The following is an 11,374-nucleotide window of genomic DNA, read 5'->3' on the forward strand; positions in this document are numbered from 1 at the left end:
TAGTCTTGGACCTTTCAATGCCTGCCGCCGGCAGCGCCGGCACCGAACCGAAGTTCGAGAAGGGTTTTCAATGCAAGGGTGACAAGCGCCAGCAGAGCCAGCAGCGAGGCCACCGCGAAGGCCGCGACGAAGTTATACTCATTATAGAGTATCTCCACATGCAGCGGCATGGTGTTGGTGAGGCCGCGGATATGGCCCGAGACGACCGAGACGGCGCCGAACTCGCCCATGGCGCGGGCATTGCAGAGGAGCACGCCGTAAAGCAGGCCCCATTTGATGTTCGGCAGCGTCACGTACCAGAAGGTCTGCCAGCCGGATGCGCCGAGCGACAGGGCCGCCTCCTCGTCGCCGGTGCCCTGGTCTTCCATCAGCGGGATCAGTTCGCGCGCGACGAAGGGAAAGGTGACGAAGACGGTGGCGAGCACGATGCCCGGCACGGCAAACAGGATGGTGATGCCGTGGCTTTTCAGCAAAGGACCGAGCAGGCTGCTGGAGCCGAAGAGCAGTACGTAGACCAGGCCGGAAATGACCGGCGAGATCGAGAACGGCAGGTCGATCAGTGTGATCAGGAAGGACTTGCCCTTGAACTCGAACTTGGCGATCGCCCAGGCGGCGCAGAGCCCGAAGACGAGGTTGAGCGGCACGGAAATCACGGCGACCAGAAGCGTCAGGCGGATCGCCGCAGCGGCATCGGGCTCGATCAGGGCCTCGTAATACTCCAGCCAGCCCTTGCGGAAGGCCTCGACAAAGACGGAAACCAGCGGCAGAAGCAGGAAGAAGGCGAGGAAAACCAGCGCCAGCCCGATCAGCAGGATCTTTGCGAGCGGCCGCTCGTCGGCGGGATTGCGGAAGGCCGGCGGTTTGCCGAGTGCGGAGCGGGTGTCTTCAGACATTGCCGTATCTCCTTCGGTTCCAGGCCTGGATGAGGTTGATGATGAAGAGCATCACGAAGGAGATGATCAGCATGATGGTGGCGATCGCCGTCGCCCCCGCATAGTTGAACTCCTCCAGCCGGATGACGATCAGGAGCGGCGCGATCTCCGAAACGTAAGGAATGTTGCCGGCAATGAAGATGACCGAGCCGTATTCCCCGACGCCTCTGGCAAAGGCCAGCGCAAAACCGGTCAGGATCGCCGGCGTCAATCCCGGCAGGATCACCTTCGAAATCGTCTGAAAACGATTGGCGCCGAGGGTGGCTGCGGCTTCCTCCACCTCGCGGTCCAGTTCTTCCATGACCGGCTGCACGGTGCGCACCACGAAGGGAAGGCCGATGAAGACCAGCGCCACGACGATGCCGAGCGGTGTGAAGGCGATGCGGAACGGCATGAACAGCGAACCGACCCAGCCGTTCGGCGCATAGAGCGCTGCAAGCGCAATGCCAGCGACCGCCGTCGGCAGAGCGAACGGCAGGTCGACGATCGCATCGATCAGCCGGCGACCCGGGAAATTGTAACGGGTCAGCACCCAGGCGACGACGGTGCCGAAGACGACATTGACCAGCGCGGCCACGAAGGCCGTGCCGAAGGATATATAAAGTGCGTCCAGCGTGCGCCGGTCGGTCAGAACAGCGAAAAACCCGCTCCAACCAAGCCCGGCAGTACGCCAAAGCAGGCCAGCAACGGGGATGAGAATGATCAGCGACAAGTAGGCGAGCGAAAAGCCGAGCGTCAACCCGAAACCCGGGATGATGCTCGGCTGCTTCAGTCGCCACTTTGCCGGTGAGGCAGTGGCGTTATGGATCATCTAATATTCCGACTTACTTACCGGGCTTGTAGATCTGGTCGAAAATGCCGCCGTCACCGAAATGCTCGGGCTGCGCCTTCTTCCAGCCGCCGAAGATCGGATCGTCGATGGTGACGAGCCTGATGTTCGGCAGCGCCTTCAACAATTCCGGCTTTACCACATCCGGCTTCGAAGGACGATAGAAGTGCTTCGCCGCGATGTTCTGGCCTTCATCGGAATAGAGATATTGCAGATAGGCTTCAGCCTGTTTGCGGGTTCCCCGGGCGTCGACGGTCGCGTCGACCACCGCGACCGGAGGCTCGGCGAGGATCGAGATCGGCGGAACGACGATCTCGAAGGCATCCTTGCCGAATTCCGCCCCGGCGAGATAGGCCTCGTTTTCCCAGGCCAGCAGCACATCGCCGATCTGGCGCTGCGCGAAGGTGACCGTGGAGCCGCGGGCGCCAGTGTCGAGGACGGGAGCGCGCTTGTAGAGTTCGCCGACATAAGCCTTGATCTTGGCCTGATCGCCCTTGTATTCCTCGTTCGCCCAGGCCCAGGCGGCAAGGTAGTTCCAGCGGGCACCGCCCGAGGTCTTCGGGTTCGGCGTAACGATCGACACGTCGCCCTTCACCAGGTCGCCCCAGTTCTTGATCCCCTTCGGATTGCCCTTGCGGACGAGGAAGACGATCGTCGACGTGTAGGGCGACGCATGGTTCGGCAGGCGTTCACGCCAGCCGGCCTTGATCTTGCCGGACTTCTCGATCGCGTTGATGTCGCTTTCGAGCGCCAGCGTCACGACATCGGCTTCAAGGCCATCGATGACTGAACGGGCCTGCGCGCCGGAACCGCCATGCGACTGACGGATCGTCACATCCTCGCCGCCCTGGGTCTTCCAGTATTTTGCGAAGGCGGCGTTGAAATCCTTGTAGAGCTCGCGGGTCGGATCGTAGGAAACGTTGAGAAGCTGGCTATCGGCAAAAGCCGGCGCGGCGATCCCGACCGTCAGGGACAGACCGAGTGCGACGGCGCCCAGACGCGTCCCCAGTCGCCGGCCCAATCCCGGGGCAAAATTGAACATAAAGATCCCTCCTGTGGTTCTGCCGAAACTCTATCGGTTGGGTCGTCTTAGTCAATCGAGGCCAAGAAGAAGGCAAAACTGTTTCCCTTTGACGGTCTGCGACGACAAAGAAACCATTAACCCTCCCGATATGGACAGAATGCCAGCATTGGCAAACCGGCGGTTTGCAAAATCACAATCCCGCCATAATCGAGATTTTGGGGGCGAGGGAGGAGGATTTTCCAAGCAGTTGGCGAGACACTAGAGATGTCGGCTGACATCCATCTTCTGATGAAGGATGCGGATAATATCGACAGCGTTTTCGGAAAACCGATAGAAAACACAATGCGCGCCGACGGATTATTTGAAATACCCTTGCCGAATATCAACCGGCCGACCGAGTTTCCGCCCTGCCGCCAATCCTTCCAGCGTTGAGATTAGTTCATCGTGGTAGCGCTCGGCCTGCTCCGACGACCACGTTTCGACCGTATAATCCCAGATATCCTCAAGATCCTCTTCCGCACGCGGTCAAAGCTTGTAGTCCCGGCCCTTAGCGGCCATGGCGCTCTCGCATCCGCTTCAGAAATGCCTGGTTGTCGAATGGTTGTGGCGGCCCCGACTCTTCGCCGGCAATCAGAGCGTCCTGTAGGGCCTTGACCCGGGCCTCATGTTCTTCAAGCAGGCGCAGACCTGCCCTGACGACATCGCTTGCCGAACCATAACGGCCGCTTTCGACCTGCGTGTCGATGAAACTGGCGAAATGATCGCCGAGTGAGATGGATGTATTTCGAGCCATACTGCCTCCTGCCCATTATACCAAATTTTGGTACATCGCCAAGCCGGAAGCAGACATCAAGCCGTCAGCAGTTCCCTGACCGGTGCCTTCGTATCCCCTGCGCCTTCGACGGCATCGGCAATGGTAGTGTTGAACAGCACGTCGCGGGTCGCATCGGCGACGCGGGCGAAGACGTGGCGGATTTCGCACAGGTGTTCGCCGTCGCAATCCTCGCATTTGCGGTAGGCGGTCTGAGACAGGCACGGCAGCGGCGCGATGGGGCCGTCGACGAGGCGCAGGACTTCGCCGAAGGTGATGGCATCGGCGGGTTTCAGGAGGAGATAGCCCCCCTGCTTGCCGCGGCGGGAAACGACGATGCCGGAGCGTTTCAGGTCGAGCAGGATCTGTTCCAGGAATTTCTTCGGAATGCTCTGCTGGAGGGCAATCTCGGAAATCAGCATCGGCGCTTCGGGATTGGCCTGTGCCAGGGCGGCCAAGGCCCGAAGGGCATATTTCGCTTTCTGGGATATCATCACGCAACCATCGACAATAGCGCCGCCGCAAGGCAAATGGTCCTCACGGCGCCGCTCACTTCAGCTTCGTTTGGGGCATCCAGAAGGGCGCCGGAAGGGCGCTCAGAGGGTGCATATCCGCCAGGGGAAACAGCGCCCCGGAGACATGTTTCCGCAATAGCTCAAATCACGAGAAAATACAAACCAATGCAGGGGTTTCCGGGGACAAAATTGGTCACGTTTGGTTAAGGCGGCAGGTTTTCTGTGTGAGCGCCGCTTTGGAGAGATATTTGCTCCGCATCACCATGGGAAGAAACAGGTTTTCCTGTCCTTGCGTGCGCGGAATCTGGATAATCAAGCAATCGCTCACGGAAGAATACCCATGACACTGCACGATGCCGCCGGCCGAGACCGCTTGGAACTGGCCGCCTCCCTCGACGCAAAACTCGAAAGCCTCGATCTTGCCGGCCGTCTGGCGCTTGCCGCGGAACTCGGCCATGCCGTGTTCACCACCTCGCTCGGCATAGAGGACCAGGTGATATCAGCGGCAATCGGTACCCACCGCCTACCGGTCGAAATCTCGACGCTCGAAACGGGGCGGCTGTTCCAGGAAACCGTCGACCTGATCGGCGAGACCGAGGAACGCTACGGCATCGAAATCCGCCGCTTCCGGCCGGAACAGGACGACGTGGACGGATACGCCACGAAATACGGCCTCAACGGCTTCTACGACAGCGTCGAAGCCCGCCACGCCTGCTGTCATGTGCGCAAGCTGAAGCCTCTTGCCAAGGCTTTGGCGGGCGCCGACGTGTGGGTCACCGGCCTTCGCCGCGGGCAGTCGGGCAACCGCGCCACGACGCCGTTCGCCGAATACGACGCCGAGCGCAACCTGATCAAGATCAACCCGCTGGCGGACTGGGACATCGAAACGATCAACGCCCATGTGGCTTCGGAAGCGATCCCCGTCAATCCGCTGCACAAGCGCGGTTATCCGTCGATCGGCTGCGAACCCTGTACCCGCGCCATCAAGCCCGGCGAGCCCGAGCGCGCCGGCCGCTGGTGGTGGGAAAACGACGAGAAGCGTGAATGCGGCCTGCATGTGCCGGAAAACGTCGCTCAGCCAGTCGCAGAGCTCACGCCCCAAGCGAATTGAAGCCCTTTGTGTTTGTTTCTTAAGACTACCCGGAGACCGAAATGCCCTTGTCAGTACAGGAAACGGAAGTGAAGAACCCGCCCGTTTCCAGACCGCCGCTTGATCCGCATCTGAAGGCCCTCGAAAACGAAGCGATCCATATCTTTCGCGAAGTGGCGGCGGAATTCGAAAATCCGGTGATGCTCTATTCGGTAGGTAAGGATTCATCCGTCCTGCTGCATCTCGCCCGCAAGGCCTTCTACCCCGGCCGCGTCCCCTTCCCGCTGCTGCACGTGGATACGACGTGGAAGTTCAAGGAGATGATTGAGTTCCGCGACGAGATCGCCGCGAAATACGATCTCGACCTCGTGGTCCACACCAATCCGCGCGGCGCAGAGGAAGGCATCACTCCGTTCAGCCACGGCTCGTCCTTCTACACCGACATCATGAAGACCGAGGCATTGCGCCAGGCGCTCGATGCCGGCGGTTACGACGCGGCCTTCGGCGGTGCGCGGCGCGACGAGGAGGCTTCCCGCGCCAAGGAGCGCATCTATTCCTTCCGCACCCCGGATCACAAATGGGACCCCCGCAACCAGCGCCCGGAACTCTGGAACGTCTATAACGGGATGATCCGCAAGGGCGAAAGCGTGCGCGCCTTCCCGCTCTCCAACTGGACCGAAGTGGATATCTGGCGCTACATCCAGGCGGAGGACATTCCCCTCGTGCCGCTCTACTACGCCGCCGAACGCCCCTATGTGGAGCGCGACGGAATGATGATCCTTGCCGAGGATCCGCGGCTCGAACTGCTGCCCGGCGAGACCGTGCAGCAGGGCATGATCCGTTTCCGGACGCTCGGCTGCTTCCCGCTGACCGGCGCCATCCGCTCGACGGCCTCCAACCTCGAAGAGGTGATCGCCGAGCTCGAAATCGCCACCGTTTCCGAACGCCAGGGCCGCGCGATCGACCGCGACCAGTCTGGCTCGATGGAAAAGAAGAAGCGCGAAGGATATTTCTGAGATGACCGCTCCCGCACAAACCGCTTCGGCGACCATCCTCCCGTTCGCCGAACCCCTGAAAGCCGTGCGCGATACGCGCCCGCTGCGCCTGATCACCTGCGGATCGGTCGATGACGGCAAGTCGACGCTGATCGGCCGCCTGCTCTGGGACACCAAGGCCGTCAAAGAAGACCAGGCGGCGACGCTCGCCCGGGATTCGGGCAGCCAGAACGATCTCGGCCTGCCGGACTTCGCCCTTCTGCTGGACGGCCTGCAGGCGGAACGCGAACAGGGTATCACGATCGACGTCGCCTATCGTTATTTCTCGACCGACCGGCGTTCGTTCATCGTCGCCGATACGCCCGGCCATGAGCAATATACCCGCAACATGGCGACCGGCGCCTCGACCGCCGACCTCGCCATCCTGCTGGCCGACGCCCGCGCCGGCCTGCTCGAACAGACCCGCCGGCATGCAACGATTGCATCCCTGATGGGCATTCGCCAGTTCGTGCTCGCCGTCAACAAGATCGACCTCGTTCATTACGACAAGGCAGTCTTCGACAGGATCTCCCACGATTTCCGCGAATTCGCCCTGTCGCTCGGCGTGCGCCAGATCACCGCCATCCCGATGTCGGCGCTCAAGGGCGAAAACGTCGTCTATCCGGCCGATGCCTCGATGCCCTGGTATGACGGCCCGACGCTCGTCGATGCGCTCGAGCTGGCCACCGTACGCTCCACCCAGGCCGGCGGCTTCCGCCTGCCGGTGCAGCGCGTCGTCCGCCCCGGCGAAAGTTTTCGGGGGTATCAGGGTACGGTTGCCGGCGGCTCGGTGAAGCCGGGAGACTCGGTCGTCATCCTTCCCTCCGGAACGGTCGCCAACGTCAAGCAGATCGTCACGTTCGACCTCGTGCGCAATGCCGCGGTGGCCGGCGACGCCATCACGCTCGTCCTCGACCGGCAGGTGGACGTAGCGCGCGGCGATGTCATCGTCTCGCTCGACGGCCAGCCGATGACCGGCCACCATTTCGACGCCCAGCTCGTGTCGCTGCAGCCGGGCGGCATCGAGCCCGGAAAACGCTATTGGCTGAAGAGCGGTTCGCGCCGCCAGCGTGTCGCTGTCGAACCGATCAGCCAGCTTGAACTTGCGACCGGCAAATGGCAGCCGCATGCCTCGACGCTCGCCATGAACGCGATCGGCAAGGTGCGCCTCTCCTTCGAGGAGCTGGCGGTCTTCGACGCTTACGACCAGAATCGCTCGACCGGCGCCTTCATCCTGATCGATCCGGATACGCTAAACACGGTCGCGGGTGGCATGATCACCGCCAAGCGGGGCGAGGTCGGCGGCATTCACCGCGAAGACCAGCGCGTCGTGCTGTCGCTGCCGGCCGATCTCGCCGAGCAGCTGATGGCGAGCGAACTCTTCGCCAACCGCCGCGACGAGACCGAGGTCAAGCGGATGACGGCCAAGCAGGCGGCGGAGCTGTTCTCCAACGCCGGCGGCGACATCTGATCGTTTCGGTCGACAGGACATGAAAAGGGGGTCGGAAGGCCCCTTTTTTCATATGGGCGATCAGGCGATCGGCCGCGTCGAACCGCGCTGGATGAGGCTGAACGACAGCTCGACGACTCGCCTGGGCAGGCATTCGTCGTTGATCGCCCGGACGAGGAGATCGGCGGAGCGATAGCCCATTTCGAACCGCGGCACCCGGATGGTCGTCAGCCTCGGTTCGGCGCAGGTGGCGAATTCCAGGTCGTTGTAACCACAGATGCCGAAATCCTCCGGCACGCGAAGGCCCGCCCGTTGCGCCTCGAACAGCGCACCGAGCGCCAGATCGTCGTTCTGGCAGAATACCGCGTCGACATCCGGCGCCGTCGCCAGCAGCCGCTTGAAGAGGTCGCAGCCGAGCTGCACGCTGGTCTGCTTGTGCTCGGTCACGACGAGGCCGGGATCGTAGAGCCCCGCCTCCTGCATCGCCACGGCATACCCTTCATGCCGCCGCTGGGCGCGAAGATCGCGGCTGCCGCCGATCAGTCCGATGCGGTGATATCCGCAGGCCAGCAGATGGCGCGTCGCGGTCTCCGCCGCCTCGCGATGATTGATGCCGACGGCGATACCCGAGGGCATCAGGTTGATATCGACGATCTGAACCACCGGGCACGGCGCGCGCGCAAGCAGGTCGCTGACGCGCTGGTCCTGCAATCCCGTCAGGAGAATGCCGGCCGGATGCTGCGACAGGAAAAGCTTGACCTGACGGTATTCCTGATCCGGATCATGGTTGGTATTGGCATATTGGATGCGCAGATCCGTATCGCGCAACCGTTCCTCGATGCCGCTCATGATGCCGAGAAAAGCATGATTGGTCAGCGCCGGCGCCAGAACCCCGATAATGCCATTGTGACGGCTTGCGAGCGCCCGGGCGGCAAGATCGGGCACATATCCCATCCGCTCCACCTGGCAGAGGATCTTCGCCCGAAGCGGTTCGGAAACTTTTCCCGGTTCTCGCAGAGCGCGGGAAACGGTGATCGCGCTGATCCCCAGAACGTGAGCGACGTCAAGCAGGGTAACCCGTTCCGATCTGGCGCGTCTCGGCGGCATGCGTTCTGCGGCCCTCTCCACTGGCCGGATGCAAGCTCCCGCCCGAAGCGGTTCCTGAAGCCGGGATGTCTTTCGACAAGTTACACTTCCCCCGCCATGATGACGCAACGGCATGTCGAGACCTAGTATAATTTCATCCCGTCAAAGTACGGGTTGTGGATAAGATCGATCCAAGGCGGCAGGCTCGATGTAATCGGCCGTAAGCGGGTGAGTTAGGGCTAAGGTTTTTACGGGAAAAGCTTTCGGGAGAGCGAGATCTCTTGGAAAACCAAGGATCGGCTGGTCGGAGTGGAGTGATTCGAACACTCGACCCCCACGTCCCGAACGTGGTGCGCTACCAGACTGCGCTACACTCCGTGACCAGCGGCGCCTCTATAGACCAGCATTTTTCATTGCACAAGCGTCGCTCATGAAAAATATGCGACAGCGTCGCGATCACCGCTGCCCTCCCGCCGGAAAGCCGGGAAACCAAGGCGTTGCAAAAAAGCGGCGCAGGAGAAATTTGATGTTGATGGGCTCTCATCGCCTCGCGAAGCCCGACAGAAATCTGTTACGTGCAGTCTCGAAAGCCTTGCCTCCCAGGCACAACAGAAGACATGAAGGATTTTTCAGGATCATGAGCCGCCGCGTCATCGCATCGACTGCCCTTTTCGCGCTCGCCCTTTCGGCCTGCACCACCGTCAGCGTCGCCAGCAATCCGATCGAGAGCCGCTGGGTAGGTCACTCGGCCGGCGAGTTCTTCGCGAAATTCAGCCCGCCGATCAGCGACACCGACGACGGCTCGATGACCATCTATAACTGGCGCGGTGGCTACAAGCGCATCAAGCTGCAGGACGGCCGCACCGCCAGCGTCAGCTGCACGGCGAAGATCACCGTCTCCTCCAGCTACGTGATCCGCGACATCACAATCGTCTCCGATCGTCCGGGCGCCAACGGCCCCAGCTACTGCACGGAACTGTTGACCGCCGGCTGAGCCGAGCGAGCCCGCACAAGTGGATGATATAACTCATAAAAGCCGCCGGCTGCCGCCCGAGAGAGTGACGGCCGGCCGCTGTTTTTGAATGCACCGCAGCGAAAGCGGTGCTAGATCTCTCCAGCGCTTTGAACAGCGTATCGATGCGATCGGACGTGTGGCGCAAAACCGTGGTTGCCCTCATCGAGATCGCATCAGACGTGGAGGTCCGGCATGGCAGAAGACATTACCTTCGACATGGAATTTACCCCTTCCTATGGCGTGCCGGTCAGCGTGGCCGAAGGCGTGAAGCGGCTGACCGTCAACAACCCCTCGCCCTTCACCTTTCACGGCACCAATACCTATATCGTCGGCGGTTCGTCGGTCGCGGTCATCGATCCCGGCCCGGAGAACGAGGCGCATTTCGAGGCGCTGATGGCGGCGTTGAAGGGCCGCGAGGTCACCCATATCTTCGTCAGCCACACGCATCGCGACCATTCCCCGCTCGCCCAGCGCCTGAAACAGGCGACCGGGGCGATCACCGTCGCCGAAGGCCCGCACCGGGCCTCGCGGCCGCTGCATGCGGGGGAGGTCAATCCCTTTGCCGAAAGCGCCGACACCGGTTTCGTACCCGATATCGCGGTCGCCGACGGCCAGGTCATCGAGGGTGACGGCTGGGCGCTGTCGGCCGTGCATACCCCCGGTCATACGGCCAACCACTCGGCCTTCGGGCTCGAGGGAACCGGCGTGCTGTTTTCAGCCGATCATGTCATGGCCTGGGCGACGACGATCGTCGCGCCGCCGGACGGGTCGATGGCCGATTTCATGGCCTCGATCGAAAAGCTGCTGCCGCGCGAGGACCGGATCTTCTTGCCCGGCCATGGCGGGCCGGTGAGAGAGCCGGGTTCGTTCCTGCGGGGGCTTCGCACCCATCGCCGCATGCGCGAACGCGCCGTGCTTGAGCGCATCAAGGTCGGCGACCGGCTGATCCCGGAGATGGTCAAGGTGATCTATGCCAGCACCGATCCGCGCCTGCATGGGGCGGCCGCCCTTTCAGTGCTCGCGCACCTCGAAGACCTGGTCGAAAAAGGCCGCGTGCTGACCGAAGGCCCACCGTCGCTTGCGGGCGTTTACTGGGCTGCCTAGTTTCCGGCAATCCCGAGAAGCTCGGTATCCAGCCGATCGAGAAAATCCTCGGCGATCGCCTCGCTCATTCCCAGATCATGCGGACCGTAACGCGAGGCGACGCGGATATCGACGGAGGTCGTCTCGGCATCTTCGCGCAGCCGGATGACGAGATCGAAACGCAGGCCGAGGACCAGGGTGCGGGTCTCGCCCTGCAACAGGACATCGCCGACATTGGCAAAGATCGGGGCGAGCGAGGGCTCGGGGCGCGGCAGAGGGATCGGCGCCACGTCCGGCACCGGCGCCTGTTCGTCCTGCGGTGCCGGGCGCTGGGAGATATCCGGCGCGATCAGCTCGACGCCTTCCTTCTTCGTGATCGCGATCCGGGCGGAGAGCGCCGCCTTCTGCACACCCTGATAGACGCGGTCGAGGGCACCCTCGTAACGCCTGCCGGTGAGGCCGGGATAGGCTGCGAACTGGACCCGCCGATCGGCGGGGGGGGGGG

General features: G+C 62.2%; 13 protein-coding genes, 1 tRNA gene and 1 pseudogene. 6 read left to right on the top strand and 9 right to left on the bottom strand.

The window, feature by feature from the left end; genetic code table 11:
- Positions 1 to 14 precede the first annotated feature (14 nt).
- Genes cysW through PMI07_RS33390 form a run of 3 tightly spaced genes read right to left on the bottom strand, consistent with a single transcriptional unit; the run spans position 15 to position 2,803 of the window.
- The gene (cysW, locus tag PMI07_RS33380; protein ID WP_007752800.1) at positions 15 to 893 is read right to left on the bottom strand and encodes a sulfate ABC transporter permease subunit CysW; all 879 of its coding nucleotides are present in this window, start codon (positions 891 to 893) and stop codon (positions 15 to 17) included.
- Positions 886 to 1,743 carry a sulfate ABC transporter permease subunit CysT gene (cysT, locus tag PMI07_RS33385; RefSeq protein ID WP_007752798.1) on the bottom strand — a complete coding sequence of 286 codons (858 nt, stop codon included), beginning with the start codon at positions 1,741 to 1,743 and terminating at the stop codon, positions 886 to 888. The genes cysW and cysT overlap by 8 nt, the downstream gene beginning before the upstream one ends.
- 13 nt (positions 1,744 to 1,756) lie before the next feature.
- Positions 1,757 to 2,803 (bottom strand): sulfate ABC transporter substrate-binding protein, encoded by a 1,047-nt coding sequence (locus PMI07_RS33390; RefSeq protein WP_007752794.1) that lies wholly within the window; start codon positions 2,801 to 2,803, stop codon positions 1,757 to 1,759.
- 246 nt (positions 2,804 to 3,049) lie between these two features.
- On the opposite strand from PMI07_RS33390, the gene PMI07_RS35900 reads away from it, so the two are divergent.
- Entirely contained in the window at positions 3,050 to 3,217 is a 168-nt protein-coding gene (locus tag PMI07_RS35900) for a hypothetical protein (protein WP_245277265.1), read from the top strand.
- Between the two features lie 12 nt (positions 3,218 to 3,229).
- On the opposite strand, the pseudogene PMI07_RS35905 reads toward PMI07_RS35900, so the two are convergent.
- The 3 genes and pseudogenes from PMI07_RS35905 to PMI07_RS33400 form a co-directional block, all read right to left on the bottom strand.
- A pseudogene (locus tag PMI07_RS35905) lies at positions 3,230 to 3,283 on the bottom strand (hypothetical protein); the annotation flags it as partial.
- 49 nt (positions 3,284 to 3,332) lie between these two features.
- The gene (locus tag PMI07_RS33395; protein WP_007752793.1) at positions 3,333 to 3,578 is read right to left on the bottom strand and encodes a type II toxin-antitoxin system ParD family antitoxin; all 246 of its coding nucleotides are present in this window, start codon (positions 3,576 to 3,578) and stop codon (positions 3,333 to 3,335) included.
- A gap of 56 nt (positions 3,579 to 3,634) precedes the next feature.
- Positions 3,635 to 4,090 (bottom strand): Rrf2 family transcriptional regulator, encoded by a 456-nt coding sequence (locus PMI07_RS33400; RefSeq protein WP_007752778.1) that lies wholly within the window; start codon positions 4,088 to 4,090, stop codon positions 3,635 to 3,637.
- Positions 4,091 to 4,451: 361 nt separating this feature from the next.
- Here PMI07_RS33400 and PMI07_RS33405 point away from each other — a divergent pair, with 361 nt between their 5' ends.
- From PMI07_RS33405 to cysN, 3 genes are read left to right on the top strand one after another with little or no spacing between them, the layout of a single operon-like run.
- The gene (locus tag PMI07_RS33405) at positions 4,452 to 5,222 is read left to right on the top strand and encodes a phosphoadenylyl-sulfate reductase (protein WP_024164406.1); all 771 of its coding nucleotides are present in this window, start codon (positions 4,452 to 4,454) and stop codon (positions 5,220 to 5,222) included.
- Positions 5,223 to 5,263: 41 nt separating this feature from the next.
- The gene (gene cysD, locus PMI07_RS33410; protein WP_007770206.1) at positions 5,264 to 6,217 is read left to right on the top strand and encodes a sulfate adenylyltransferase subunit CysD; all 954 of its coding nucleotides are present in this window, start codon (positions 5,264 to 5,266) and stop codon (positions 6,215 to 6,217) included.
- Position 6,218: 1 nt separating this feature from the next.
- Positions 6,219 to 7,706 carry a sulfate adenylyltransferase subunit CysN gene (cysN, locus tag PMI07_RS33415; protein ID WP_024164407.1) on the top strand — a complete coding sequence of 496 codons (1,488 nt, stop codon included), beginning with the start codon at positions 6,219 to 6,221 and terminating at the stop codon, positions 7,704 to 7,706.
- A 60-nt stretch (positions 7,707 to 7,766) separates the two neighbouring features.
- Here the strand turns inward: cysN and PMI07_RS33420 are convergent, their stop codons facing one another.
- Positions 7,767 to 8,792, bottom strand: a complete 1,026-nt coding sequence (locus tag PMI07_RS33420) for a LacI family DNA-binding transcriptional regulator (protein ID WP_007753568.1) — start codon at positions 8,790 to 8,792, stop codon at positions 7,767 to 7,769.
- Between the two features lie 280 nt (positions 8,793 to 9,072).
- A tRNA-Pro gene (locus PMI07_RS33425) sits at positions 9,073 to 9,149 on the bottom strand.
- Positions 9,150 to 9,408: 259 nt separating this feature from the next.
- On the opposite strand from PMI07_RS33425, the gene PMI07_RS33430 reads away from it, so the two are divergent.
- Positions 9,409 to 9,765, top strand: coding sequence for a hypothetical protein (locus tag PMI07_RS33430; protein WP_037088808.1), 357 nt, complete (start codon positions 9,409 to 9,411; stop codon positions 9,763 to 9,765).
- A 213-nt stretch (positions 9,766 to 9,978) separates the two neighbouring features.
- Entirely contained in the window at positions 9,979 to 10,890 is a 912-nt protein-coding gene (locus tag PMI07_RS33435; RefSeq protein ID WP_007753570.1) for an MBL fold metallo-hydrolase, read from the top strand.
- Here PMI07_RS33435 and PMI07_RS33440 read toward each other — a convergent pair.
- The coding region (locus PMI07_RS33440; protein WP_024164409.1) for a DUF1499 domain-containing protein at positions 10,887 to 11,374 on the bottom strand (488 nt) is incomplete at its 5' end. The two genes, PMI07_RS33435 and PMI07_RS33440, sit on opposite strands and share 4 nt — an antisense overlap.

The sequence above is a fragment of the Rhizobium sp. CF080 genome, assembly GCF_000282095.2.
Classification (GTDB): domain Bacteria; phylum Pseudomonadota; class Alphaproteobacteria; order Rhizobiales; family Rhizobiaceae; genus Neorhizobium.